General features: G+C 44.1%; 26 protein-coding genes, 1 tRNA gene and 2 riboswitches. Of the genes, 7 read left to right on the plus strand and 20 right to left on the minus strand.

Features of this window, described 5'->3' with window-relative positions:
* Positions 1-60: 60 nt before the first annotated feature.
* A riboswitch (cobalamin riboswitch) is annotated at positions 61-241 on the minus strand.
* Between the two features lie 553 nt (positions 242-794).
* Together GQR89_RS04955 and GQR89_RS04960 are read right to left on the minus strand one after the other, a co-directional pair.
* Positions 795-1,778 (minus strand): transposase, encoded by a 984-nt coding sequence (locus GQR89_RS04955; protein ID WP_158769032.1) that lies wholly within the window; start codon positions 1,776-1,778, stop codon positions 795-797.
* A 197-nt stretch (positions 1,779-1,975) separates the two neighbouring features.
* Entirely contained in the window at positions 1,976-2,851 is an 876-nt protein-coding gene (locus GQR89_RS04960) for a LysR family transcriptional regulator (RefSeq protein WP_158769033.1), read from the minus strand.
* 175 nt (positions 2,852-3,026) lie between these two features.
* Between GQR89_RS04960 and GQR89_RS04965 the strand changes: the two genes are divergently transcribed.
* Positions 3,027-4,154 (plus strand): S-(hydroxymethyl)glutathione dehydrogenase/class III alcohol dehydrogenase, encoded by a 1,128-nt coding sequence (locus GQR89_RS04965; RefSeq protein ID WP_158769034.1) that lies wholly within the window; start codon positions 3,027-3,029, stop codon positions 4,152-4,154.
* A gap of 84 nt (positions 4,155-4,238) precedes the next feature.
* On the opposite strand, the gene GQR89_RS04970 is transcribed toward GQR89_RS04965, so the two are convergent.
* The 3 genes from GQR89_RS04970 to GQR89_RS04980 all read right to left on the minus strand — a co-directional run bounded on the left by GQR89_RS04970 (position 4,239) and on the right by GQR89_RS04980 (position 7,624).
* Positions 4,239-4,706, minus strand: coding sequence for a nuclear transport factor 2 family protein (locus GQR89_RS04970; protein ID WP_158769035.1), 468 nt, complete (start codon positions 4,704-4,706; stop codon positions 4,239-4,241).
* Positions 4,707-4,765: 59 nt separating this feature from the next.
* A complete protein-coding gene (locus GQR89_RS04975) occupies positions 4,766-6,904 on the minus strand; it encodes a pyridoxamine 5'-phosphate oxidase family protein (RefSeq protein ID WP_158769036.1) in 2,139 nt (712 codons plus the stop codon).
* Positions 6,905-7,003: 99 nt separating this feature from the next.
* Entirely contained in the window at positions 7,004-7,624 is a 621-nt protein-coding gene (locus GQR89_RS04980; protein ID WP_158769037.1) for a glutathione S-transferase family protein, read from the minus strand.
* Between the two features lie 199 nt (positions 7,625-7,823).
* Between GQR89_RS04980 and GQR89_RS04985 the strand changes: the two genes are divergently transcribed.
* A complete protein-coding gene (locus tag GQR89_RS04985) occupies positions 7,824-8,708 on the plus strand; it encodes a LysR family transcriptional regulator (RefSeq protein WP_158769038.1) in 885 nt (294 codons plus the stop codon).
* Between the two features lie 7 nt (positions 8,709-8,715).
* Here GQR89_RS04985 and cobD read toward each other — a convergent pair whose 3' ends face one another.
* Genes cobD through GQR89_RS05045 form a run of 12 tightly spaced genes read right to left on the minus strand, consistent with a single transcriptional unit; the run spans position 8,716 to position 19,830 of the window.
* Positions 8,716-9,780 carry a threonine-phosphate decarboxylase CobD gene (gene cobD, locus GQR89_RS04990; protein ID WP_158769039.1) on the minus strand — a complete coding sequence of 355 codons (1,065 nt, stop codon included), beginning with the start codon at positions 9,778-9,780 and terminating at the stop codon, positions 8,716-8,718.
* Between the two features lie 13 nt (positions 9,781-9,793).
* Entirely contained in the window at positions 9,794-10,843 is a 1,050-nt protein-coding gene (locus GQR89_RS04995; protein WP_233269148.1) for a CobD/CbiB family cobalamin biosynthesis protein, read from the minus strand.
* Positions 10,839-11,465 carry a histidine phosphatase family protein gene (locus GQR89_RS05000; RefSeq protein ID WP_158769040.1) on the minus strand — a complete coding sequence of 209 codons (627 nt, stop codon included), beginning with the start codon at positions 11,463-11,465 and terminating at the stop codon, positions 10,839-10,841. Before GQR89_RS05000 ends, GQR89_RS04995 begins: the two co-directional genes overlap by 5 nt.
* Before the next feature lie 18 nt (positions 11,466-11,483).
* The gene (locus GQR89_RS05005; RefSeq protein ID WP_158769041.1) at positions 11,484-12,437 is read right to left on the minus strand and encodes a cobalamin-binding protein; all 954 of its coding nucleotides are present in this window, start codon (positions 12,435-12,437) and stop codon (positions 11,484-11,486) included.
* Complete coding sequence (gene cobO, locus GQR89_RS05010) at positions 12,437-13,042, minus strand: cob(I)yrinic acid a,c-diamide adenosyltransferase (RefSeq protein WP_158769042.1); 606 nt, start codon at positions 13,040-13,042, stop codon at positions 12,437-12,439. The genes GQR89_RS05005 and cobO overlap by 1 nt, the downstream gene beginning before the upstream one ends.
* A complete protein-coding gene (locus GQR89_RS05015) occupies positions 13,035-14,627 on the minus strand; it encodes a cobyric acid synthase (protein ID WP_199271375.1) in 1,593 nt (530 codons plus the stop codon). The genes cobO and GQR89_RS05015 overlap by 8 nt, the downstream gene beginning before the upstream one ends.
* On the minus strand, positions 14,624-15,256 hold the full coding sequence (locus GQR89_RS05020; protein WP_158769043.1) for a histidine phosphatase family protein: 633 nt from the start codon (positions 15,254-15,256) through the stop codon (positions 14,624-14,626). The genes GQR89_RS05015 and GQR89_RS05020 overlap by 4 nt, the downstream gene beginning before the upstream one ends.
* A gap of 2 nt (positions 15,257-15,258) precedes the next feature.
* Positions 15,259-15,795 carry a bifunctional adenosylcobinamide kinase/adenosylcobinamide-phosphate guanylyltransferase gene (gene cobU, locus GQR89_RS05025; protein ID WP_158769044.1) on the minus strand — a complete coding sequence of 179 codons (537 nt, stop codon included), beginning with the start codon at positions 15,793-15,795 and terminating at the stop codon, positions 15,259-15,261.
* A 40-nt stretch (positions 15,796-15,835) separates the two neighbouring features.
* The gene (gene cobS / locus GQR89_RS05030; RefSeq protein ID WP_158769045.1) at positions 15,836-16,648 is read right to left on the minus strand and encodes an adenosylcobinamide-GDP ribazoletransferase; all 813 of its coding nucleotides are present in this window, start codon (positions 16,646-16,648) and stop codon (positions 15,836-15,838) included.
* Positions 16,649-16,698: 50 nt separating this feature from the next.
* Positions 16,699-17,922 (minus strand): nicotinate-nucleotide--dimethylbenzimidazole phosphoribosyltransferase, encoded by a 1,224-nt coding sequence (gene cobT / locus GQR89_RS05035; RefSeq protein WP_158769046.1) that lies wholly within the window; start codon positions 17,920-17,922, stop codon positions 16,699-16,701.
* A gap of 25 nt (positions 17,923-17,947) precedes the next feature.
* Complete coding sequence (locus tag GQR89_RS05040) at positions 17,948-18,970, minus strand: iron ABC transporter permease (RefSeq protein WP_158769047.1); 1,023 nt, start codon at positions 18,968-18,970, stop codon at positions 17,948-17,950.
* Positions 18,970-19,830 carry an ABC transporter ATP-binding protein gene (locus GQR89_RS05045; protein WP_158772139.1) on the minus strand — a complete coding sequence of 287 codons (861 nt, stop codon included), beginning with the start codon at positions 19,828-19,830 and terminating at the stop codon, positions 18,970-18,972. Before GQR89_RS05045 ends, GQR89_RS05040 begins: the two co-directional genes overlap by 1 nt.
* Before the next feature lie 118 nt (positions 19,831-19,948).
* Positions 19,949-20,124: riboswitch (cobalamin riboswitch) on the minus strand.
* A gap of 401 nt (positions 20,125-20,525) precedes the next feature.
* Here GQR89_RS05045 and GQR89_RS05050 point away from each other — a divergent pair.
* Complete coding sequence (locus GQR89_RS05050; RefSeq protein WP_158769048.1) at positions 20,526-21,029, plus strand: hypothetical protein; 504 nt, start codon at positions 20,526-20,528, stop codon at positions 21,027-21,029.
* 124 nt (positions 21,030-21,153) lie between these two features.
* Here the strand turns inward: GQR89_RS05050 and GQR89_RS05055 are convergent, their stop codons facing one another.
* On the minus strand, positions 21,154-22,521 hold the full coding sequence (locus tag GQR89_RS05055; RefSeq protein ID WP_158769049.1) for an FAD-dependent oxidoreductase: 1,368 nt from the start codon (positions 22,519-22,521) through the stop codon (positions 21,154-21,156).
* A 341-nt stretch (positions 22,522-22,862) separates the two neighbouring features.
* Positions 22,863-22,939 (minus strand) — tRNA-Ile (locus tag GQR89_RS05060).
* Positions 22,940-23,378: 439 nt separating this feature from the next.
* On the opposite strand from GQR89_RS05060, the gene GQR89_RS05065 reads away from it, so the two are divergent.
* The gene (locus GQR89_RS05065) at positions 23,379-23,708 is read left to right on the plus strand and encodes a hypothetical protein (protein ID WP_158769050.1); all 330 of its coding nucleotides are present in this window, start codon (positions 23,379-23,381) and stop codon (positions 23,706-23,708) included.
* A 72-nt stretch (positions 23,709-23,780) separates the two neighbouring features.
* Here the strand turns inward: GQR89_RS05065 and GQR89_RS05070 are convergent, their stop codons facing one another.
* Complete coding sequence (locus tag GQR89_RS05070) at positions 23,781-24,446, minus strand: hypothetical protein (protein WP_158769051.1); 666 nt, start codon at positions 24,444-24,446, stop codon at positions 23,781-23,783.
* Positions 24,447-24,698: 252 nt separating this feature from the next.
* On the opposite strand from GQR89_RS05070, the gene GQR89_RS05075 reads away from it, so the two are divergent.
* The 3 genes from GQR89_RS05075 to GQR89_RS05085 all read left to right on the plus strand — a co-directional run bounded on the left by GQR89_RS05075 (position 24,699) and on the right by GQR89_RS05085 (position 26,807).
* Positions 24,699-25,013, plus strand: coding sequence for a DUF3718 domain-containing protein (locus GQR89_RS05075; RefSeq protein ID WP_158769052.1), 315 nt, complete (start codon positions 24,699-24,701; stop codon positions 25,011-25,013).
* Positions 25,014-25,773: 760 nt separating this feature from the next.
* Positions 25,774-25,995, plus strand: coding sequence for a hypothetical protein (locus tag GQR89_RS05080; protein ID WP_199271376.1), 222 nt, complete (start codon positions 25,774-25,776; stop codon positions 25,993-25,995).
* Entirely contained in the window at positions 25,992-26,807 is an 816-nt protein-coding gene (locus GQR89_RS05085) for a LytTR family DNA-binding domain-containing protein (protein ID WP_158769053.1), read from the plus strand. Before GQR89_RS05080 ends, GQR89_RS05085 begins: the two co-directional genes overlap by 4 nt.
* Positions 26,808-26,892 lie beyond the last annotated feature (85 nt).

Below are 26,892 nucleotides of genomic sequence, written 5' to 3' on the forward strand. Positions count from 1 at the left end.
GAACGTGTTGACGCAAGATAATTTGATAGGTGCATTCTAATGAAGCCCTCCGCTTCATTCGTAAATAACTATTCAGTAGGCCGGTGTCGGGCTGGCATCTCTATGTATGCGTACCGTTGCGGGGGCAGCGATGGGTTAGTCCAAACAAGCCGTGATTTGTTTGGTGACACCATACTTCCCGTTTACCCTGTTCAGTTGAAATGGCTCACAACTAACAGGCACCTAGAACAGCGGCGCAGACCATACAAACAGTTGCCGTCAAAGTCAATGAATTAGGCCCTGCCCACCGCCATTATTGCCGAAAAACTAACATCTCCAAACCTCCGCCCCACCAACAAAACTATAAAAAATATAAAAATATAATGACACCCATTATAAAAATACTGCGTAAGAAGATACAATGACACCCAATGTAAATTGCGGTGTAAAAATCTATTTTATCCATGCTGTTTTAAGGAATTAAAAAATTCTGCTAGTAAAATGTAAAGCGACGAATAATTTGGGGAAAAATATATTGACACCCATCATAAAACTTCCCAGTCAGAAAATATCATGACACCCACAACAGATAAAATCAGATAAAATGACACCCAATGTAAATTACGGTGTAAAAATTTATTGTATCCATGCTTTTTTATAGAGTTAAAAAATATTGCTAGTAAAATGTAATGCGATGAATAATTTGAGGCATTAAGCGGTGAAAATGACGATTTGGAAGAGGTTCGTGCACACGAAGTTTCTTCGAAAGTGTTAATTGCGATGTGGTTGTTTACAGTGTGGTTATTTAATGTAAATTAAGCACTTTTAAGTAGCACTTTTGCCTTGCCTATTCCCCTCATACGTTGATGCTGCGTATGGATTTTAAATGCATTCATCATCAGTTCTGCACCTGCAGCACAAAAAAAGTGCGTTTCAAATTCAGTTGTCAACGTCAGCCATTGTGCTGAATCTAAGCCTAATCGCTCTAAAATAGGGCTTTGGCATTTATCGATATATCCGGTTTTGTCATCAATAATACAACGGCCTGTGGTCTCGACTAACTCACAATAGTCTTTTAATGAATATGCGATGCCCTTAGGTATATTCTGTCTTAGGTTACCCACAAAAGGCATTAAATTTTTTGGTTGTTGTTGTTTATTTTTGATCGCCTGAACGCGTTTTTTAATGCTGGTGTGTTTTGAGGTTTCAGGCGTTGTTTCCATCTTTGCCCTAATAGGATTTAAATCCACATAGGCCATACACGCTAATACAGCACTTTCATCTAACAAAGCCTGAGATTTGAAACGTCCTTCCCAAAATCGGCCGGTGCAACCATCCTCTTTGTTAGCCTCTCTGGCAATATGTTCATTGATATCGCGCATAAACCAACTGATGTCATATAAACGTCTTCGATACAGTTCAACCGTTTCATTAAAGGTAATAAGCTCGCCAGTTGTGAGTTTGTCACCAGCTATATATTTCTGGGTAAGTAGAGAACCCTTATGTAACTTGTGATAGCGGCGTAATACCTCTGAGGTATGTAAGCTTTCAGCCAATGGTTTATCTACATGTATTACCACATGAGTATGATTAGCCATTACCGCATAAGCACAAATGCTTATCGTAAACGCTGTGGATAAAAAGAGTAGCCGTCTTTCTACCCATTCACGGCGATGCTCGTAACTTTGGCCTGAATATTTGTCAACGCCACATAAAAATGAACGGCGAACACAACGTGAAACACAATGATAATAAGGGGTATCAATTAAACTGATTTGGCTTTTTCGAGGTTGTGGCATCGCACACCTGCTGACTATAAATGAAACACTTTATAAGCTTAGGATAGTTTGCAAAAAATAGGCAATTTTATGTTGGGTGTCCTTATACGGGACCGGGTAGGCGAGTTTACGTTGGGTGTCCTTATACGGGGGTGCTTGAAATAAATAAGCGAGTTTACGTTGGGTGTCCTTATACGGGGAAGGGTAAATATTTTCGGCTATTTGTCTTTTAGGTGTTGTTGAATAAAGTCTAGTAGGACCTTAATTTTATTGGGTAGATAGTGCTTGTCTGGATATAGTGCCCAGATGCCTTCTTCGGTCATTTGGTAGTTATCTAATACGGAAATTAATTCGCCGGTTTCAATGTAGGGCTGAACGTAATAATCAGGTAGTTGAATAAGGCCAATATTTTTGAGAGCTGCTTTAACTAAGCTGTGACCGCTGTTACAACGAAGTCGACCGCTTATCAGAATTTTTTCACTTTTATTGTTATGCATAAAGCGCCAACTATCAGCAGTGCCAACTAAACAATTATGGTGGTTCAAATCGTCGAGGTTTGTTGGCTTACCGTGCAGGGCTAAGTAGTCGGAAGTGGCACAAACAATGAGTTTTCGAGCGCTCAGCTTACGGGCAATCAGATTCGAGTCGGCTAAATGTCCAAGGCGAATGGCAAAGTCGTATCCCTCGTAGAGCAAATCTGCCCGCTGGTTACTTAAGTCGACACGAACATTGATCTCTGGGTAGGCCAGTAAAAAGTCATTCACTATGGGCATGATAACTTCTTCGCCATAGGTGATAGGGGCGGTTAAGCGTACATTCCCTTTCGGGGTGTCGTGAAAATTGGACACGAGTTTTTCGGCATCTGCTAGGTTGTCTAGTACCCGGCGACACTGCTGGTAATACACCTCGCCACTTTCACTTAACACCACTTTACGAGTACTGCGGTGAAAGAGCTTTATTTTCAACCTAGTTTCAAGGGCGCTCACCTGCCTGCTGATATGAGCTACAGAAGTACCGAGCTGTTTCGATGCAGCGGTAAAACTGTGGGTTTCAGCTACGGCAACAAATTCAGATACTCCTTCCCAAATTCTCATTATTACTCCTGTGTAATTATATTTTTCAAATCAAGATATTATCATTACTAATGTAAATATATATCATGCTGTACACAAATACATTCCAACGAATGTATGTATTCTTTTTATGTTCTTTTTATGTTCTTTTTTATTTTATAACTGCGCGCTATTAAGTGGCGTGACCGAGGTCATTATGAGTACAGGATTCATCAAATCAAAAGCCGCCGTTGCATGGGCCGCTAATCAGCCGTTGTCAATTGAAGAGATAGACGTGATGCTGCCCAAACAAGGCGAAGTGTTAGTTCGCATTGTGGCGACGGGCGTATGTCACACGGATGCATTTACTTTATCTGGTGATGATCCTGAAGGGATCTTCCCCGTGGTGCTCGGTCATGAAGGTGGCGGTATTGTTGAGCAAGTCGGCGAGGGTGTGACCAGCGTTGCGGTTGGCGATCACGTTATTCCTTTGTATACACCTGAGTGTGGTGAATGCAAATTTTGCGTGTCGGGCAAGACTAACTTGTGTCAGAAAATTCGTGAAACTCAAGGTAAAGGTTTGATGCCAGATGGCACAACACGTTTTTACAAAGACGGTCAGCCTATTTTTCACTATATGGGCTGCTCGACCTTTTCTGAATACACAGTATTGCCCGAAATTTCACTGGCAAAGGTGAATCCTCAAGCACCTCTTGAAGAGGTATGTTTACTGGGTTGTGGTGTAACAACAGGGATGGGCGCCGTGATGAATACCGCTAAAGTGGAAGCCGGTGCAAGCGTGGCTATCTTCGGTTTAGGTGGGATTGGGTTGTCGGCGATAATCGGCGCGGTAATGGCAGGCGCTACCCGTATCATTGCTATTGACATTAATGAAAGAAAATTTGACCTAGCCAAAAAATTAGGCGCCACAGAATGCATTAACCCAAAAGATTATGAGCAACCAATTCAAGACGTGATAGTGGCGTTAACCGATGGCGGTGTGGATTATTCCTTTGAATGTATCGGTAACGTCAATACTATGCGTTCGGCGCTTGAGTGCTGTCATAAAGGGTGGGGCGAATCAGTGGTTATCGGAGTTGCTGGGGCAGGACAAGAGATTTCAACTCGCCCATTTCAATTGGTAACCGGTCGCGTATGGCGAGGCTCCGCTTTCGGAGGGGTAAAAGGTCGCAGTGAATTACCCGGCTATGTTGAGCGTTATTTAGCGGGCGAGTTTGCTTTAAACGATTTTATTACTCATACAATGCCACTCGAAAACATCAACCGTGCATTTGAGTTAATGCACAGCGGCGAAAGTATTCGCACTGTGGTGAATTTTGACTAGCTAGGGAAGCTGATAGAGAAACCTTCATTTACTTAAAAAAGCATCGTTTGACGATGCTTTTTTATTTGCGGTGCTCATTAGGGGCTATAAACCCAGCTCAGACAATCCAGGGTAATCATCTGGACGGCGACCTTGGGGCCAATGAAATTTTCGTGCTGACTCTTCAATCGGTAGGTCATTAATACAAGCGAAGCGATTTTGCATTAGGCCATTTTCATCAAATTCCCAATTTTCATTGCCATAAGAGCGAAACCAGTTACCGCTGTCGTCGTGCCATTCGTAGGCGTAACGTACGGCAATACGGTTGTCAGTAAAAGCCCACAGTTCTTTTATCAGGCGATACGCGAGCTCTTTATCCCATTTTGCCTTTAAGAAAGCCGCTGCTTCGTCGCGACCATTAATAAAGGTACTGCGGTTACGCCATTTGGTATCGAGTGTATAGGCGAGAGCAACTTTTTCGGCGTTACGGCTATTCCAGCCGTCCTCTGCTAGGCGGACTTTTTCACGGGCGCTTTCTAGGGTGAAAGGGGGTAAAGGTGGGCGTGTACTCATATTGATATCCTCTTTATTTTAAAAATAGATGTGTGAAAAAGGTAAGTCGTGTTTCGGACTTACAAAGCGATTTCTAGCCTTGCACACCCTTTGGCTGGGACGGCGCAGCAAATCAGTACTTCATTCGCTTCGATAGGCGCACTGGGTAAACTGCGGTAGGTGACTTCACCGGATGTTTTTCTCACGGCACAAGATCCACAGCTGCCGCTTCTGCAGCCAAAATCGGGTGTTAGGCCATGTGATTCAGCGATTTCTAAAATAGTCGGCTCTCCGCTTTGCCATGGTTGCTCGATTTTGCTTTGAGTAAAACTGATTATTGTGCTCTGAGCTTCGTTCTCAGAGGTGCGTTGATTACTTAATGCTAGTGTTTTTTGGCCGTTTATCTCATGCTCTGCCTCGGTTAATTGGCGAATTAAAGAGGATGGTCCAAAGTTTTCAGCATGTATCCTGTTGTCAGGGATCTTAAGTGCAATTAGCGTATCGTACATGGCTTGCATAAAACCTTGAGGTCCACACAAATAAACGTCACATTCCCTATGGGTATTATCCAAATCGAGTATTTGCTGCAATAACTTGCCTGTTATACGACCTTTTGTATCATAACCGATACTCAATTGATCATTATCAGGTGCGTCACTAAGCACAGAGTAGTAGTGTATCTGCTTAGCGCTTTTTCGTTCTAAATCGATAAACTCATCTTTAAACGCCCGCTGTTCACTATTTTTCGCTGAGTGAATGATGGTCATTGGTCGGATGTGGCGGGTCCGAAGGCCTTCATTTAGAGCATCTTGTGCTATGGATATCATAGGCGTTATGCCCACACCTGCACAAATTAATACCGCTGGGCGCTTGAGCTGGTTATCAATGTAAAACGTTCCGCGGGGGGCTTTGATATCAATAAGGCTACCCAGTGTTAAGTTGTCATGAAGCATTTTTGACACTAGTCCATCGGCCTCGCGCTTAACCGATATACGGTAGTGGTCCGCGCCTGGTGCAGATGAAACCGTGTAATTGCGTATTGATTGTTTTTGCTTTGCGCCGCCAGAGATACCTATTGTTAAATACTGCCCAGGATTGAAGGGAAGAACGGTGGTTGAGTTATCGGGGATGAGATAAAACGAACGAATAGTGGTGCTTTCATCACCTACTTTACTTACCTTGAATGTTTGCCACTGGTTACGATCTTTTTTAGCTTGGAGTACTGAGTTGGCGTGGTTCCATGTGCCTGTGTGTAAGGTATTAGGTGAGTATTCGTTGAAGCTGGCACGAAACGGCAGAGCGTTTCTAAGGCGAATTCCTTTAGACAAGGTAAACTGCCAACCGAGTTCGGCGCCTTTAAAAGCGACAACGCGTGGGTCGTCTTTAGTTAATACCGTTACTGTTCCGGTTAACATCAGCAAATCACCCGTGGCAAAGTCAGCGAATAACAGTCCTGCCTTTGGGTTCACTAAAAAATTACCCAGGGTATTAAAAAAATTATTACCAGCGTAATCTGGGATGGTCAGTATATCGGCGAGTGGCTCGTTATCGTTTACCTCCACAAAACCAGGCATGCCGCCCCGGTGAGAAACATCTACACCTAATGTTTGTTCGTGCTTATTGTTGGCTATATCGCCCGCTGAACTGGCAACAAAAAAGGTATCGGCGTGATTAATAACCGTTTTAGCTTGCTGATCCAAACGTTCAAAATATTCCGCACTAGGGGCGTCAAAAGGCTCATCGGGTGCGCGAATAAAGCGAATATCTCGGGTCTGAATATATTGTGGGCAGTTGCCAAACGATTGCTCGATTTCTAAGGATAGCTGTTGCCCTGATATATGACTTATTCTAGCATTCACGCGATTTCGACGCCGTGTTGGTACTTCAATACCCAATAACCCTAGGCGTGCTCCTTTGGTGAGTGAACCTTGCAGTGGATCACCTTTTATTACCGAGTTTTGGATAGATAACTCATTTGGTGATGGAGACTGCACAAAACCAGGGGAACCAGGCAGAATAGATGCCCACAATTGCTCGTTTGCATCTGTGCTACCCACCACGACAAAGGGCAATTTCTTAAAAAATTCACGATGCTGCTGCGGCATAAAGGAACGGATCGCTCTGCGACCAATGGCATCCATTTGCTTATCCTTACCCGCTCGATTTTGCATCTGCTGTTCACCGATATGAAAAGGGGCGGATGGGTCTTTAGGGATCATATGTTGCTCCGGCGCAGTGAAATCTGCGTTATGCCTAGCGATGGGTCGTGAAAAGGCCGAGTAGACGGCCACTTTATTCTTTGAACGTTTTAGCAAGATTTATGCAAGTAGACCCGCTTTTGTGGTAGCCATGGGTTTAAACCCATCGAGGGCTTCAATATTCGTTAAAAAGCGGCGTACATTTGGGTATGCTTCTAGGGATACATTGCCCTCTGGTGCGTGGGCGGTATAGGTGTATATCGCTACATCAGCTATGGTGACACTGTCGCCCACCAAAAACTCACGACCAATCAAGTGAGCCTCAAGTTTAGTTAATACTTTGTCAGCAGTTGCTTTGGCAAAATCAGCATCTAAAGGTGCGTTGAACACCGTTATTAGGCGCGCTGCACAAGGACCAAAGGCGATTTCGCCGGCGGCCAGACTCAAAAACTTTTGCACTTGGGCTTCAAGCTCGGGATCTAATGGCAGAAATGCCGGCGCATACTTGCGTGCCAAGTAGACTAAAATAGCGTTTGAGTCTGAAATAACCACATCGCCATCTTCAAGTACAGGTACTTGACCCGCTGGGTTAAGGGCTAGGAATGGCGCTTCTTTGTGTTCACCGGCCGCTAAGTCAACATTGATAACGTCGTGGGCGATACCCGCTAAGTTTGCAAAAAGTTCTGCCCGCTGGGCGTGACCTGATAGTGGGAATGAATGGATACGAATGGTATTTGACATAAAATAAACCTTTTTAAGTTGCACTGCATTATCGCTTTGCACAGATATGCCGTTAACGAGTCTTTTGCTGGTGGCTTTCTGTTGCTTAGTGTTGAACAAATAATAGGCATGAATTGTTCTTTGAACAATATGTTGATTTATGGAATAACTATGTATAATTCGTTCATAGATTATGGGTGAGTCGAAATGGGGAATTGTGATGGATACATTAGATGGCATGCGAACGTTTTTGGCGGTGGCGCGACAAAAGTCTTTTACCGGCGGAGCAAAGCAACTTGGTATCAGTACTAAGTTAGCCAGTAAATACGTAGCACAACTGGAAACGAAGCATGCAGCGTTGTTGTTTCATCGCACAACAAGAAGCGTAACACTCACCGACACAGGACGGGCATATTTTGAACTGTGTGTGCCATTATTAGAGCAGTTTGATGAGTTAGAAGATGTTATTCAGCATCGTCAAGCGTCGTTATCAGGTACGGTCCGGTTAACTGCCCCTACAGCTTTTGGCAGCACCAAGTTAGTAGGCGCACTGGCACCTTTTTTAAAGTTGCATCCCAATATGAGTGTTGAGCTAAATCTGTCTGATCAGCATGTTGCTATTATCGACGAAGGCGTAGACGTGGCAATACGTTTCGGTCAATTACAGGATTCAACGCTTATTGCTAAGAAGCTAATGAAGATGCGAATTGTGGTATTTGCTTCCCCGGACTATCTAGAGCGTCATGGAAAGCCAGGCCACCCTAGTGCGCTGTCGACACATAATTGCTTGATGCAAAAGTCCCAAGTCGATCCCGAAAATTGGAGATTCAAAGTGGATGGTAAGCTTGTAGTCGTTAATGTGCGTGGCGCATTTGCTTCTAATTCACCAAGAGCCATCACGCATATGGCGTCCCAAGGTTTGGGGATAGGTATGGGCCCCAAATACGTAACAGAGCCCTACTTAAAGGATGGTAGTTTGCAGTTGTTATTTGAAGATTACGAAGCAAACGAATTAATGTTGAATGCCGTATATGCGTCTAACCGACATTTACCAGTGCGAATAAGAGCACTGCTTGATCACTTAGCAGTGACGTTCGCCGAATAGTGAACACTCAAAGTAATCGTTGAATCGGCTGGCTGAGCAGAGCACTTTCCAGTTGTTTTAAGCCTTGCTCGCTGGGGACGCCGAAGCGTAGCGCATTTTTTTCGTCGCACAGACGTACATAAATACCTTGCTTACATAGCGCATGAAATAGCGCGGGAGCCTGAGGGATGAGTAGGGTTTTAAATAAGCTCGTACCGCGAATAGGTTGCGCAAACACATCGACTAACAAACTTTCTAAGCGGCCACTTAAGTGATTGAGGGCAGTGCGTTGTTTCTTTTGCCAACGCTTGTCTGTTAAGGCTTGTATACCCACAAACTGTGCGGGGCCGTTTACCGCCCAAGGCCCTAAAACGTCAGCCATAGGCTTGAGCCAATAATCACGCGCGATAACAAAACCGAGGCGAATACCTGCTAAACCAAAAAATTTTCCCACGGAACGTAAGATAATCAAGGCGTCTTGATTGATATTGTTATTCAGTAAATCGCTGTGACTGGCCAGTAGTGGTGCCATTGTGTGTTCTGGTGTGGCATCCATAAAGGCTTCATCGATAATTAACAAGCCCTTTTTGGCGCTGACTGTAAGGAGCAAGTCAGTTAACTGCTGCCTTGTGTGCAATTTTCCGGATGGATTATTGGGGTTGATCACAAGGACAATGTCGCCTTGCTTGATTAGCGTAATATCCGGAGTGTCTTGATAATCTAATGTTTGGTAATGGGCGCTTTGCCAAGCCTTTCGATGTTCTTGGTAGCCCACAGCTGGTAACCATACTCGGGTGTACGCGAAACCTTGCAATGTACAAAGCTGCGGTAATGCCTGAATAATACTTTGACTGCCAGCAGTGGCCAGTAAACTCGGCGTTTGGTAATAATCACGAGCAGCTTTGAGTAAGGCGTCAGACTGTTGTGGTAAACGTTGCCAACACGTTGCTGGAAGCAGGCCTACTGGATAAGTCGTCGGTGCGATCCCCGTGGATAAGTCGAGCCATTTTTCACCTGCAATGTTGTAGCGCAGCGCAATATCAGATAGTTGGCCACCGTGAATTAGCATTTGGCCAGACATATGTTCATCCATTAAAAATCTCTCTTTAAAAAATAGCGTTAGCCGTTAAGCCGATGCTTAGCACGGCAAACGCAAACAACCAGGCGCTGCGTTTCACAAGGGCGACACTGCGCGGAATATCTCCTAATGCCACGACGTTGCCGTTACCCAACAATGGACTGCGAATGATATTACCTTGATAGTGGGCGGTGCCGCCTAATGTAAAGCCTAGGGCGCTTGCACCGGTGGCCATGCATCGCCCACCATTTTTACTTTTGTAGTCTTTTGCTTGTCTCCATGCGCGGGATATATGTTCAAATGCCAAGTGCTTGGACTGGTGTGTTTTTGGCGCGGCTAATACATAGAGTAGGGACGTACAATAGGTGCTTGCCCAGCCTAGATGATCATCTGCCCGTGCTGCCCACCAACCAAAATATAAAAAGCGCGGCGTTTTATAGCCCCACATAGCGTCTAACGTGTTGATTAATCTGTGCAATACCACTAAAGGGGCGCCACCAATAACAAAATAAAATAGACTGGCGATCACGCCGTCGTGGCCGTTTTCCAGCACCGACTCTACTGCAGCGCGGCGCATATCTTTAGGTGTTAGTGACTGAGTGTCGCGACTGACCATATAGCCTGTAAAATGACGTGCTTGGTCCATATCTCCATGTTTTAAAGGATGATAAATCTGCATGGCGTGTTGTGTCAGGCTTTGCAATCCAATCGCTAAATACAAGACGAAGCTATTGAGTATCCCTATGAGCCAATATACTAGCGACGAGTCATTGGCGGCTGCGAAATTAACGGCACAATAGTTTAGGCCCCACAGTGCTATCGGTAAGGGGACGACTAATATCAACCAACCAATTATCCCTTTGAAACGTGCTTTTCCTACATGAGGCAGATCATCTTCAGGCACGTTTTGCTGTGGGTTAAATTTAGCTTCTATGCGGTTAGCCAAATTGCCAAAACCAATGAGTGGATGAAATCGTGCCGGTTCACCTAATATCCGGTCTAATAGCAGGGCAAATATTAGCTGTGAGCCGATTACTGTTAGGCTTGAAAATGAGAATAACTGCGGGATAAGTTCAATCAATGAAGCCGCCCCAATGAAGGGTGTTTTGTTTGAACGTAAGTTTGAAGCCGTGGGTGTTATTTACCAGTAACGGAGCAGTAAAAAGGCTCATTAGACACGCGAGCGCATCACCGTGACTGACAATCAAAATTGTTTTATCAGAATGGTCCCCAGGGATAATATGCTGACGTGAGCGAGCCAGCGAGTGCAGTGCATTATGCATACGCTGGCGTACGGCAATAGTGGTCTCGCCATAACCCTGTTCATTACCCGCAGGCAAATCGAGCTGCTGATAACAATGTTGTTGAAAATGGCTGTACTCGGGAAAATTATTTATGGACTGGCCCTGCCATTGCCCAAATTCACGCTCAGCTAAATGCGCTGAACTTTCATGATCGACAGCTAACGATTGGGCGCAGATTTCTGCCGTTTGCTGCGCTCGTCCCAAATGGGAGCTAGCGATATGTTGGATGTTCCACTTGCGGGCATTGGTAGCCAACGTTCGCGCTTGGCTCTTACCCAGTTCAGTAAGCGGACTTTCTAAATGTCCCTGCAAAATGCCTTTGGCATTAAACTCACTTTGCCCATGTCGACAAAGATAGAAGTGAGTGGTGACGGGGCGGTTTGCTACAACTGGCATAATGACATCAATTCTTAACTAGTTTAGCGCGAGTGCTTGGGCTTGGTAAAATTGCCGAGCCACATCGATTTTCTCACACATTAATGCCACTTCATCGAGCATACGGCTAGTCATGCGATGAACTTTGTCGGCATTGGGGTGAAAGATAAACTGATGCTTGGCGGCCGGTATATGTTGCCATTGACCCCAATTGATAGAATCGGGAGAATCAGCCGCATGTTGCGTTGGTTGAATAATCACTTGAGGTAAAGAAACCAATACCTGCTCTAATCCGACAGATGGGTAATCATCTGTGGCATTAACGAACGGGTTCTGTGCGCCGCAAAGGGTCAACTGTTGTTGCGGCCATGCGTTACGCGCCACTGTGCGTAGTGGGCGGGACCACAGTTCATAAAAGGTGATAACGGGCGTTTTTTTTGCGTAACGAGCTTCAAGGGATGAAAGTTTATTTTGATACTGAGATGCTGCTTTTTCAGCAGCTTCTTCGCGGCCTGTAAGCTGTCCGAGCATACGCAATTCATCTGCAACTTGGGCTAACGTTCTGGGATTCGAATACACGACTTTTGTGTGGTATTTCTGTAAGCGTGATAAATCATCTCCAGGGTTACCGGTTTTCCATGCGATAACGACATCAGGTTGCAGTTGCACAATTTTTTCAATTTGCAGGCGAGCATAATTACCAATTTGCAGGATCTCTTTCGCCGCCTCGGGGTAATCAGCATGGGCTGTGGTGGCAATAAGTTGCTGGCCAGCACCGATTTCAAATAACGACTCTACAATATGCGGTGCTAGTGCAATAATGCGCAGTTTTTGCCGATTTTCTTTACTAAGTTGCATTATTTCTTGAAAATTAGCGTTCGTTACCTCTTTTGATTCATCGACGGTACGTGCCTGCGAATGAACACTTGGCAAGCCAAGCATCAGGGTACTGATCATTAACGCGAGTAATGCGCTGCGCCTTGGGGTAATCATTACCAGTCAATGCCTTTTTGCGCTTTAATACCGGCTTCAAATGCATGTTTGATGGGGCGGACTTCGCTAACCGTGTCCGCTAAATCGATTACGGCTCTGTGGCAGGCTCGGCCAGTAATCACAACGTGTTGGTTCTCAGGGCGGTTAGATAAAGCATCTATTACCTCGTCTACGTCTATATATTTGTAAGTCAGCATGTAGGTGATTTCGTCGAGTAGCAATAAGTCAATCGATGGGTCCTGCAAGCATACTTTGCTAAATTCCCACGCTTTTTGTGCGGCGGCTTTGTCGGTTTCTTTGTCTTGGGTTTCCCAAGTAAAACCTGTGCCCATCACATGAAATTCAACACCGAGCTTTTCCAGTAAATCTCGCTCGCCACATGGCCAGGTACCTTTTACGTACTGCACAACAGTAGCCTTTAAACCGTGGCCCACCGCTCGGGCGACGGTGCCAAAACCAGATGTTGATTTACCTTTGCCGTTACCGGTGATAACGATCAGTACGCCTTTTTCTATTTGCGCATTGGCAATACGTTCATCCACTTTGGCTTTTTGTTGCTGCATACGCGCTTTATGGCGGTCGTTGTTATCAGTGCTGTCAGACATGATTTTTTGCTCCATGGGTAGAGGAAATAGATTCACTGGCCAAGGACGGCGCAGTCAGTTGAATTTGAATAAACGATTCAATTAGATCCCATTTTAGATGGGTTTGACACGCGTTGGCGAGTCGTTCAATTTCGTGTTCTTGTTGTTCGTCATAATCTTTGACGAGTTCGGTGTTGGCGCCAGCCCAAAGCAATAACTGCTGCAGGGCTTCAGGACCATCAAATAAGCCATGTAGATAACTGCCAGCGACCTGATTATCATCACTGATGCAACCTTCTGACTCGCCATTTTCTAATAAAATAAGAGGGCGGGCATCCGCTGCACGCTCACTCGTACCTATATGAATTTCGTAGCCTCGAATAGGCACATTAGGCGTTCTTTTATTTGGTAATAACAGTCGTCCTTGGCTTTGGGTTAGCTGTTTCTGGTGCTGCAATAGGGTATTGATTGGCAGATAACCCACGCCTTGGCTTACGCCAGGCGTATCTTCAACACCTTCTGGATCGGCGATGCTATTACCGAGCATTTGATAGCCCCCACAAATACCCAATAATTTGCCGCCATAACGCAGGTGGCGCTGTAGATCATTATCCCAATGCATTTCCTTAAGCAGAGCTAGGTCAGCACGCACATTTTTACTGCCGGGTAAAATAATCAGATCACAGCCTGGGATAGCACTACCTTGGGGCACAAATATCAGCTCTACTTTTGGGTGTAGCCTCAGCATATCAAAATCAGTGTGGTTACTGATACGCTTGAATACAGGTACACATATGCGCAGTCGTATGTCTTGCGGATGCAAATTTTGTTCTGCTTGAATGGCATCTTCGGCGGCTAGTTGTAAATTATGTATATACGGCAGTACGCCTAAAACCGGTTTTTGGGTTCGTTTTTCTAACCAAATTAAGCCAGGCTCTAGAAGTTTAATATCACCGCGAAACTTATTGATGACAAAACCCACGACCCGATTCTGTTCCGAAGGTGAGAGCAAATCTAACGTGCCAACAAGTTGAGCAAATACACCGCCTTTATCGATGTCTGCGATTATAATCACCGGGCAATCTACCGCTTCGGCAAACCCCATGTTGGCGATATCGCCTTTACGCAGGTTGATTTCCGCCGGGCTTCCCGCGCCTTCAACCACGATAACATCGTATTGATTCGTTAGGCGTTGATGTGAGTCAAGCACCGCTTGCATGGCCACCTTTTTATAATCGTGGTATTTAGCAGCTTGCATGTCAGATACGGCTTTACCATGAATAATCACTTGGGCACCGGTATCTGAACTGGGTTTAAGAAGCACAGGGTTCATATCAACATTTGGCTCGATGCCAGCGGCTTGCGCTTGAACAGCCTGTGCTCGGCCAATTTCACCACCATCTTTGGTCACGGCGCTATTGAGCGCCATGTTCTGGGGTTTAAACGGGGCAACACGGTATCCTTGGTTTTTTAGACATCGACAAAATCCCGCCACCAGCATACTTTTACCTGCATCAGAGGTGGTGCCTTGGATCATGATAGTCGCACTTACATTCGTGAGTACGCGGCTTGCATTTTTTGCTTGTTTAATGCTTTGACAGGTCATGTAAGGCGCTCATTAAAAGGCGGTTTAGCAATGAAATCAACCACTGGGTTGGCTTGTTCGTATTCGGCGATAGAGATACGGGATAGGCTAGCATAACCTACCTGAAGTTTGCTGTACCAAGCGCCTTGTTGCCAATTACTGGATAACGCATCGGCCAGTATTTGGCGGATAACGCCTCCATGGCAAATCAACAGATTATTTTGCCCTATAAGTTCAGTGCTCAATCGCTGCCAGCAGTTTATTACTCGTTGATGAAATATCTCGAGTGTTTCGGCTGCGGGCAGTGTGCAATGGAAGGGATTTTCCCAAAAATTGCTTAGTGCTAACCATTGCTCACGTAAATCATCGAACGGCACGCCATCGTATAGGCCAAAATCACATTCTTGTAAGGCATCTTCCACAATTAAGGGGACATCAAGCTCATTAGCCAATTGTTCAGCGAACACTAAGCAGCGTGAGAGTGGGGAGGTTACGATGATATCTGGTCGATTAATTTGCTGTACTTGGGCGTGCATGGCACGGCGGCCTTGCTCACTTAATAATACATTTGTTTTTCCATATATAGCTGCGGGACCATTGATTTGTCCGTGGCGCAATAAATTGAAAACGGTTGGTTTAGCCAATTCCATGGTTAAGGTCGTTTCAATGGCATGGGCAAGCCTGCAGCCACAAAGGTGACGCTATCTGCTGCTTTTGCAACGGCTTGATTCAACCAGCCTGCTTGATCAACAAACTGCCGGGTGAGTTCACCCATGGGGATAATTCCTAATCCTACCTCGTTGGCGATAATGAATATATCGGCATTACTGGCTGATAGTGCCTGAGTCAACGTATCAAATAGTAGAGTAAAATCTTGCGCTGGACGATGGTACAAATGGTTGTTTAGCCACAGTGTTAAACAATCAATCAACAGTATAGGGTGAGTGTTTGTAGACAAATTTTGCAGCGTGATGAATTCCATTAACTCTAATGGTACTTCTGCTAAATTCCAATGATCCGGGCGTTCCTGTTGATGACGCGCGATACGGGCAGACATTTCTGCGTCTGTGGCAGTACCGGTTGCTACGTACGTGACGTTTCGGCTCGTTTGCTGGCTCAAAGCTAACGCTTGTTGCAGCCCAAAATTTGACTTGCCTGAGCGTGCGCCACCTAAAATCAGATGCAGCATAGTATTACCTTTGCATTATGACGGATCATCAGTTTATGTTTCATAGTGAAATTGGCCCTAAAGGAGTATGGCCATAAGCGTCATGTACGGTTGCTAACAAGAGTATATAAATCAGTAATTCTTGGACTTGTTGCGCAAAGCCCAAACAATCTCCCGTGTACCCGCCAATATGCGCCCTAAACCAACGTTTGAGGACATAACGCAGAGAAAGACAAGCCAATAAAATCATCAGCGCGTCGGTAAAAGGTAGCCATAATAACCCTGCACTACTACTGGCAAAAAGCCACAGTAGCACTCTGGGTTGCATTGGATTGGCTAACGACTGGCTTTTACTGTCTTGCGCGTCGGTGCGTGCGTACGCCAAGTGCTGTGTATGAGAAATGGCTAAGCCACGCGACAGGGGATAGGCGATGAAAAGGGCTAATATTAAGTGTCCATTAATGGCTAATGCGTAAAGCAAAACGGTTTTTGTTAATAGCATAGTGATAAGCGCACAGGTTCCGTACGTTCCTATCTGGCTGTCTTTCATAATGCTTAGTTTACGCGCTTGCGTGTGCCCACCCCAAAAGCCATCACACGTATCCGCTAGGCCATCTTCATGCAGCGCACCAGTGAGCAATAAACTCAAAATCACTAGCAAACAGATACTGGGCGCGGTGCCAATGTAAGGTGTGACAAGCAGATAAAATCCACTGAGTATTCCGGCTAATAACCAGCCTATCAGGGCAAAATGTCGCCCCGCTTGACGTAATTTCTGTGGGCTGTAGTCAATCCCTTGAGGTACGGGCATGCGCGTGAAAAAACTCACTGCCAATAGCAATAAATTAAGTTGATAAGTGAAAAATCGACTCATAATATTTTCGCCTTATTATTGCGTTTCACTGGTATAAGCCTCTTCCATCGTCATACCGTGATGCCGGAACTCTCAAACGTTGCCATATCGTTATAAAAGCTCGCCGCTGCTTGCAGCAAAGGTAAGGCGAGTGCGGCTCCCGTACCTTCACCTAAGCGTAAACCAAGAGAAAGCAAAGGACGTGCATCAAGTTGGGCTAAAACTTGCTGGTGAGCAAGTTCGGCAGAGCAGTGAGCAAATAACATATATTCTTGTGCGCGAGGCGCAATACGAACCGCAAGCAGCGCCGCAACGCTAACAATAAACCCATCGATTAAAATACTTTTGCCGGCTGCAGCAGTGGCGAGTATGGCTCCAACGATCTGTGCTATTTCAAAGCCACCGACTTCAGTTAACGCTGTTTTTGGGGTGAAGGCTTTTGTTCCATGGGACTGATTAACGCGTACTAATGCATCGGATATCAGCTGTACTTTTTTAGCCAGTTGTTCAACACTTATGCCCGTACCTTTGCCTGTAGTTCGTTCTGGGCTTAAGCCGCAAATAAGTGATAATAGCGCGGATGCGCTGCTGGTATTACCTATGCCCATTTCGCCGAAGGCTAGCAGATTACTGCCCAGAGCAATTTGCTCATTTGCGACCTTAGCACCAAGATAAAGTGCTTGTTCGGGTTGGTCTTCACTCATAGCTGGCTGACAGGAAAAGTCTGCTGTGCCTGGACCTATTCGTTGTTCTATAAGCATAAATTGATCGTTAGATTGAATATTTTCGGCGATAGGATTGCATATACCCGCATCAATGACTTTCATCGTCCAACCAAGCGTGCGGCAAAAGCAGTTGATTGCTGCACCGCCACTGAGAAAATTCAATACCATTTGTTGGGTGACTTCGGGCGGGGCAATACTGATGCCGTTGTTTGCGATGCCGTGGTCACCGGCAAAAACCAACATGATGGGTTTATTAATCTCAATACCAGTATGCTCTGGGTTAATGCTTCGTTGAATTAAAGCCAATTGGCGAGCAAGGCTTTCTAATTGCCCTAATGCGCCCAAAGGCTTGGTTTTATTATCAATTTGTTTATCAATAGCAGGTAAATGCTCACGGTTTAAGGATTGTATATCCCAGTATCCTTGCTCAAATAGCGAAGGGGTGTTCAAAATATTTGTCGAACGGAGCGTTTTTTTACACGTAGCAGTAACCTGCGATGACCCAACTGAGTCTTGTTCGGGCGAGTGTTTTGTATCGACTTGAATGGATGAGAGTGATTCAGTGTTCATGTGTATTCACTTATTGTTAGTCTTGTTATGTCTGTCGCTGGCGGATAGCGAGTAAGAAAAACACGCTGCCGATGGCTGAAGTAATAATGCCGATAGGGATTTCTTGCTCTGCTAAGGCTGAACGGGCGAGAATATCCACTAGTACCATAAAGCTGCCCCCGACTAATACACACCCTAAGATGAGTGCTCGACTGGTGACCCCAACCCAACGGCGCACTATGTGGGGTATAAGCAGGCCTACGAATCCGATGCCGCCGCAGTAAGCGACAATACAAGCGGTAAGTGCGGCGCATATCCCCAGTGCGAGTAAGCGAATAGCGGTTACATTGACGCCTAAGGTTTTAGCATTTTCATCGCCAAGTAATAATGCGTCGAGCCGACGCCCAAACAGCAATAGTAAGAGCACACTGCCCATCACAATAGGTAACATGATCCACGCATACCACATCTCTACTCTGGCGAGGCTGCCCATAAGCCAGAAAATCACCTTGTTGGCAGCAAACGGGTCACCTAAAAACAATAGGAAGTGACTAAAGGCACTGAGCATAAATGATACGGCTACGCCAGCTAACAGCATGTGTTCACCGCGCCCACCAAATGAACTCGATGCCAACGCTTGCACCAATGTGACAGCGAACACAGCCCCTAAAAATGCGGCAACAGGTAAGGCGAGCGAAAACGAAACATCCGGTAAAAGACGAAATAAGGTTAAGGTTTCACCCATTTGACTGTCAAACAATAACGTAGCAATACTTGCACCGAGCCCAGCACCGGATACCACACCGAAAAGGTAAGGATCGGCTAAACCGTTGCGCGTAATATTTTGTAAGGTAGCACCGGCTACCGCTAGGCCAGCGCCAACTAAAAAACCGACCAATACACGGGGCAAACGAATTTCCCAAAAAATAACCGAATCGACTTGTGAAGCGCATTCAGCTACCACACATTGGTAAAGCTGAGAGGGTGAGAGATCAGCCGCGCCAAAAAATATCCCGATGATGGGAGATAACAGTGCCAAAAAAAAGAGCAACGACCAACGGTTAATCATCAATAGTGCCGCTTATCAGGTGCGTTTATTGGTTTGAACTGCACAATTTCAGGCAGTTGGTTGGTCTCAGCTTCATCAGGAGGATAGAAGTCCACGCGCAGGTGGTGGGAAGAATTATCCCGCCTTATTTGACAAGGGATCTTAAAAACATGTTCTAACGTGGGCGCTTGCAGCACTTTCTCAATGGGCCCTTGTGCTATCATTTTTCCCTTGTCCAAAAGACACAGATGGTCGCAGTAACTGGCTGCTAGATTAATATCATGCAGGCTCATTACAACCGTCATTTGCTGCTGGTGGGCTAACGTTCTTAGTAACTTGAGTACTTGGTGTTGGTAATAGATATCAAGGTGATTAACAGGTTCATCTAGTACAATAAGCGCGGCTTTTTGCACTAACGCACGAGCAATTAAGCCTCGTTGTTGCTCGCCACCTGATAGCGAGCTAAAGGTTTGATCGATTTTGTCACTCAAGCCTACCTTGGCAATTGAGGCGGTTAAATGTTGGTGGTCTTGTGCCGTTTCTCTCGATAGTAACGTTTTGTGTGGCAGCCATCCCATACGCACGATTTGCTGCAAACTTAAAGCAAATACACTTTCATTGAGCTGATTGACGACCGCGATTTGTTGGGCTTGCTGTAATGGGGTGTACTGATCTAATGCTTTCCCGCGCCAACTGACTTGCCCGTGGCTGGGCATTTGACCCGATAGCATCTTAAGTAGACTGGTTTTACCGGCGCCATTAGGACCGAGTACACCTAGCACCTTTCCTCGCGCTAACGAAAGGTTAATATTTGACAGAATCGTATTGCCGCCAGCCTCAAAACAAAGTTGCTGAGCCTGAAGGTTAGCCGAATTTAGCATGGCGTCTGTGTTGTCATGACAGTTCAAATAGACACTCAATCAAGGCGGGAATACACAGAGAACTCAGCATCAAAAGCTGAAAGACAATCTGTTATTCACGTATTCCCGCGTGATAATAAATAAAAGGGTGTATTAAGGCTGGTATCTGACTTACAAGCGGATGTTCGAATAGTCGTTGTATACGAACAGCTTGCTTACAGTTGCGGGTACAGTTCTGGTATCGCACCAGATTCCCATTTAATTCAAACCACTGAAATGATTAAGCAGTTTAAAACCTAAGTATGGCGCGCAATATAACAATTTAATCAGCCATCTACGAGAGGTAATTGTAAAAGTTAATAGAAGGTAATATGCCTCTTGGTCTAATGAAAATGGGTCGCTATTTTTCTTCGTAGTAAAGCACGTCTTAGGAAATATGCGGTGAAAATATGGGGGGAAATAGATGTTTCTTTGGAAATCGGGTTGAAAAATTCCATTTGGCACGGTTGATAATTGTACCGCTTTGCATTGTGGTAATTTTACTTGTTACCAGATTTGACTAATGCTAAGTTTCTGACCTTTAGAGATAAAATAGATTGGTTGAAGAATAAAGAGAATAAAATCGTCAGCCTTATAATCGATATAAAAGAGTAATGGAGTGTGCAGGTAGCCGCTCTTCATTTGCTGAGTGACAGCACATAATAAAAGGACGTATTTTGAGAAAATTTGCATTAATTTTACCTGTTTTAGCCTTTAGTAGTTTTGCTGCTGAAGATAGTCAAACCCAGCAGTATTCCGTAGGTATCGGTATGGGGGCTTTGTATTCAGGGCTGGGAGCTAATCTTGCGTTAGTTTCAAAAAACGATATGAAATACTTATCGGCTGGCTGCGTTGAATATAGTTCAAGGTTTGGTTCAACATGTGGCTTTGGTGCAGGTTGGGTCAAAACGGATTTATTTAATTTTGACAGCAACAAGCATGGCTTTGGTATTTACGCGAGTATTGCTGGGCGTGAGCATTCATATCGTATTAACCCAGATATAAATGGCAGAAGCTATCAAGTCAAAGAACATGATATATATGGATTGGGCGTAAGTTACACCTATTTTTTCAACGGTATAAATCGCTCTGGCACGACCTTGGGAATTTCTATACATGGTACCAACGCAGATTTTGAGAGTACCGTAGGTGGATTTTTACAAATTGGTTATCAGTTTTAGTTTCTTGTTGTGCATTGATGATTCGCTGGTCATAAGTGTCAGATGAGAATCATGGGCTGGCGAGACTTCTCTGATTAAGCAGTCAATTGAAGAATAACGAGCGCTCAGAGGCATAAAATTACGATCACATTTCGGTCTTTAATATGTGACGGCTTAAACTTCCATAAAACCGACATTGTGGATCATAACGTTTTTTTAAGGTTAGTAATTTTGAGGTGTTTTTACCAAAATACCTTTTTAGTTCGTCTGGCCCTAAGAACTCATAGTTTTGATATGCCTGATCATTATAAAACGCAGACAAGGTAGTATGGCTGTCATCGACCCAACGCTCAATTATTGGGTCGATTTTTGTGCCTCCACTGATGCCAGTCACACTGCATATAAAACTCGATTTACGATGGACGAAAGCGCTATCTTGTGAGGCTCTATCTTGGATAGCCCCGCCAAGTGGATCGAACATTATCCCGCAATAATCGTCAGGGCTATTAATATAGCAACTAATAACCTCATCGATAAACTGTGCAGATAGATCCTGGGATACAAAGCCATTGCGCCAATAAACACATAACTCACTTTGATATGTATTAGATTGCATTTCGAGATAAGACTTTTCACTCACGTCCATTTTCGGCCCAAGACCCCACTGTGAAATACGCTTAAAAAAGACCTCACAGTCTGACTTGCTTGCGGTGCTAAAGGCCATAATAGATACTTTTTCTTGGCCCTTAGCTGTTCGTGAGATATAGGCATATACAAAGTAGTCTCTGGTGTTGCTAAGCACTTCATCACTGTAATGTTTTAACACCTTACTCGCTTCGGATAGAGGCCATTCTATAAAGCCACCAATCACCGTTGATGGCACGGGATAAAGCTGTAACGTTATTTCGGTTATAACCCCAAATTGACAGCCACCACCGCCACTTAGCGCCCAAAAAAGCGCTGGCTCTGAGAATTTATCGATTGTTTGTTTGATACCTTGCGCGTCGATCATAGTGACGTTAATTAAGCTGTCACACGTTAGGCCGAACTTACGTGATAAAAATCCGATTCCACCTCCTAACGTGGCACCAATGACACCTACATCAGGGCATGTACCAAGGGGCACAGCCAAACCATATTGGGTGGTATAAGCATCTAATTCCATATTTCTAACCCCTGCGCCCAATCGAACTGATTGTCGGTCCTCTGCAAGGGCAATCGATTTAAAGGCCGACATATCTAGCACTATCCCATCGTTGACTACGCTGCTTCCCGAATTGGAATGGCCACCCCCTTTGACTGATATAGGCAGATTGTGAGCATTGGCAAAATGGATCGCTAAGCGAATATCTTCTTCACAACCGACCTCAATAATCGCCAGAGGTGTATTGTTGATCCCATGATTGAACACGCTTTTACGAATGTGATACTGCTCGTCAGGAGAGAACCATATAGGTCCGTTGAATTGATAGGCGATAGCTTTGAGTTGCGCTTTTAACTTGCTGATGTTCACGTTTGGTATCCAAAGGAAAATAGAACTATTAAATAGAAGGCTTACGTTAAAGTAGAGTGATCGTTAATTTTCCTGAGTCTGTTGCTCACTGCGAGCAGTATTTCTTAGAAGCAAACCAATGTAATTGCTAAAATAATGCTATCTAGACAAACAACAATATGCCCCTTCTAAATTCAATAAGCTACGTCGCTTCTTATTAAACTGTCGATTGGGGATTATTAACAAGTATTGGCTAACAGAGGTTTGCATAAAAAGAGTATTTTTTGCGATATTGCTGCGATGGGACTTAGATTCGATTTAATATTCAGAGAAGTGGGTATATATAAATGATTGGAAAAAAATGGTGGCCCAACCCTGACTTGAACAGGGGACCTGCCGATTATGAGTCGGATGCTCTAACCAACTGAGCTATTGGGCCATCTTAAAACACTATGTTTTACTCGCTGAAGAAATCAGCAAAGGTGTAAAACGACGCGCAGTATAAGCAGTTTTATTTTACTTGTCATCTGTTTGCGTACACTTGAGTGATAGTTTGCTGGAAAAATGCACAGTAAGGTCTATTTTTCGTCTAATTGTAAACGGTCTAGGGGGGCTATTCGCCGGCAAGTAGTAACGATGTTGATTTAAACTGGTGGTGTTGTAACCGAAGCTTTTTGTTATTTAATACGAGTAAGCCAGTCAGCTGATTACGTTATGCTGATCTTAGTCTTATTTGGGGTGCTATTGTGCACTTGCCTTGGCCAGTAGTTTATAATTTACAATGGGATAACAAAGGTGTGCAAGGATAAATAAACTTTGTTATCTTGCTACTATATAAAGGGCCTTAGTATTTAAAATATAGGCATTTGGAGAACAATATGACCGAAAAACCATTCTTAGTCAGTGGCCGTAACACCCTTATTCATAAAATTAGAAAGCTGGATCTTTTGGTAATGAACGGTGAAGACAACCCCGCTATTCTAGTGACGCACAAAAGTATAAAGGAATACACTGGGGCAATACCAGATAATAGGCGCGAAGCAAAACAGCTAGATATGGAAATGGTAGATGTAACGGTAGGTGATGTTTTCGGTGAAGAAAAGACCTTACTCTTTGTGCAGACGATCAATGGTAAAGAGTACAAAATCGATTACAGTAAGCATGGCACCCCCTTGTTCATTAAAATTCATCAAGATAATACGTTTTAATTAATTTATTCGGTCCGGCACATTTGCAGTGTGCCTGAACTTTTATTCAATATTTATTTGCGATTAGCAACATTACTGCCATGTATTAAACGGCATCGAGTTATACCCCGTAATTGTTTTAGACTCTCCTCTGAACTGCACGTATTGATCATCGAATACATTAAAACGACAGATATCGATAGGCGTGACTTCCGAGGCGTTAACTGAACCGATTATCTTTCCTTGTTCCATGGCTTCGGCTACCAGTTCAGAGCAAAACCAACTTGAAAAATCCTCAGAATTTAAGCTCATTTCCTTTAATAAAGGAATGGAGTCTGTTGCGTCAACAGTAGAGCCAAATAGTTGCCAAATATCATAGGGTTTGTGATTTTGCTTGAATAGAAAGTCAAAGAACGCGTTTTTGTTACTTTCTAAATTAGCTCTGGCTTTATTGCCCAAGGGCAACCACCACATGTCACCATCGTAGTTTGCAACCCGCTCACTAAGGCGAGTAAGCATAACCCCGCACTTGCCGTTATAACTGGTTGCTTCAATGGCTTGATTGAAATAACGCCCGTCACTCTCATCTAACACTTTGGTTTTGATAACGACTGCTACATGCGTGACAACGGAACGTGTGGTCAATTTTGCCCACTTCGAAAAAAGGCTATTGCCACCAAAGGCGATTATATCCCCTGGTTGCATCTGCTCACGGATTTGCGCGTAACTTCTTTGTTGATGTTGCACAACAGTAATCATCTTCGTTCCTTGTTTTCAACTACATCCTTGTATGCTTTTTATACTAACCAATTTTTAAGCCGTAACAAAATAATTATTTTTTCGGTTGAGTGACACAAATGCGAGGTGATTTAACGTGGTCAATTACCTGTTGAACGCTTCACCGCATTTCGCCGCACTTAGGGAGTATTCAAACAACTTTGTTATATGACTCAACTACTCATTAGTTGCCCCGGCCAACTACTTGGCTTGTTAAACGAGCAAAGGAATATTATGAAAAATATAATCATTAGCAGCATGTTAGGATTAAGCGCCTTGTGCGCAAGCCCCGCGAATGCAGAGTATATAGAGCCTGCATTAGAAAAAAAATTAGTGAGAATTTGTTATGCGATCAGAAGTGACAGTCGCATCAAGCTTCACGTGGCAATAAATAAAAGTGGCATACGAGTAAAGTCATTAGCCAAGGGGTATGTCTGTAATGGTCATGACCCGGTCACTTTTGCAGCCCTTAATAATGCGAATCGAACAGGGTCACTTATGGCAAATAGGCTCAATGTCGATTACCAAGCGTTATTGGCCAAACTATGATGGGAGAAACTGGTGTACTGGTAGTGTTAACGCGACGTTAGCGCTGTCAGTATTCTTATATTTAATCATTTATAAATGTCAGGGAAGTTAAATCGAGAGTTGGCTCAAGACGCTTTTATCAAGGACCTTACCTTTCTTTTTTGAAGCCTGCCGATTAATATTTTAGCAATATTAAAAATTCCGTTAGTGACGTTTTTTTATTTTTCTCGAAATGAACAAACGAAATATTTATAATCATTTATCATGTTTAATAGCGTAACTTAGTGCTTCTGTCCCAAAAAATGATTGTTTCGTCATAAAAAACACTAAATGCATAGGATGTTGCGCTATACTTTTGTCCATCGGAGTAGTGACCCGATTGATACATTTATTAAGCATGTATCACTTCCTAGGCAAAGGACTTTACCGCTGGTAATGTCCCTTTCTTCCCTGTTCTATCCAGTTATTATCCTTTTTATGTTTTCATGTAATTCACAGAGTAACTCTTAAGCATCGATGTATAGTCGTGGATGATTACGCGGCAGCCCGAGACAGGATTGTGCAGTACCATTGTCAACCTAGGTTCTGTGATTTAGCAGTAGTAGCGAACAGCAACCTGATTTTTGCTTCTTGGCTATTAAATTTTTGGTAGCTTGGGAATTAGATTGGCAAAATAGCTGTGAAATATTGTTTCATATCATTGGATGTTTACTGCCCTGCGCAGGTAGGTTGCTTTAACTGCATTCGAACGTAATGCAATAGATTGTTTATTGAGAACAACTTGTTACATCTTACGGTTGCAGATAGCGGTCTGAACTCAGATAGTATTCTTTCGACAGCAGCGCAATTGCTGGAAAAAAGTCAACAGGATGGGATTGGATTGAAAAACGTAGTAGAGCGTTTAAACGTGCTTTATAGCAATAATTACCAGTTCTTTATCAAGCAAGGTATAAGCCATGGTTGTGTGGTGAGCATTGAGCTGTCAGTGGAGACATCGGCGTGACGAGTATTCCAGTATTAATAGTGGATGATGAACCACTTGCTCGAGAAGGTTTATCTTTGCGCTTAAGTGATTATCAAGATATATCTGTGTTAGGTTGCTGCAGAAACGCCACGCAAGCACACAATATGATGGCGTTGAACCAGCCTGAGGTGATTTTTTTAGATATCGAAATGCCGGGACAAACGGGGTTAGAATTTGCCCAGCAACTGCGTGAAGAAGGCAACCCAGCCAAGATCGTTTTTGTGACTGCCTTTCGAGAATTTGCTCTTAACGCGTTTGATTTTCAGGCGTTTGATTATTTACTTAAGCCCTTCTCTAATGAGCGACTTAAAGCCTGTATCGATAAAATATTGAGTGCACGAGATGTTACCAGTGTGGTGAGGAAACACCAAAAACTGGATGCGTTATTAAGTCGTAAAACGGGCAATTCAATCGACAGTTTAATTCACAGTTTAGAGGTCTCAAATTATGACGATCTACACGAATTACAACAGATCATTTCACTTAAAAGCGGTTCACAATGGATCAGGGTGAAGCTTGACGATATTGTATGGATTGAGGCTGCGGGTGACTATATGTGCGTACATACTCACAGTGAAACGCACATTATTCGTAAAACGCTTAAACAGTTTGAAGAAGAGTTAGATAGCGTACATTTTCCACGAGTGAGCCGCTCGGCCATTATCAATATCGCCAAACTATCTACTTTAACGCCCAACTCAAACGGTGAATACGTCGCGCAATTAGGCGATGATATTCAGGTCAAAGTAGGACGAAAATACAAGTTCAGCATCGACGAATTAAAGCCGTAAGTGAAAAATGTTTAAGTCTACTTCCGGGGGCATGTGAGAAAAGCGAGCTAGATTGTACGTCCCTCAAGTATCTAATTCCGTATTC

Origin of the sequence: Paraglaciecola sp. L1A13 (assembly GCF_009796745.1) — a bacterium.
Lineage (GTDB): Bacteria > Pseudomonadota > Gammaproteobacteria > Enterobacterales > Alteromonadaceae > Paraglaciecola.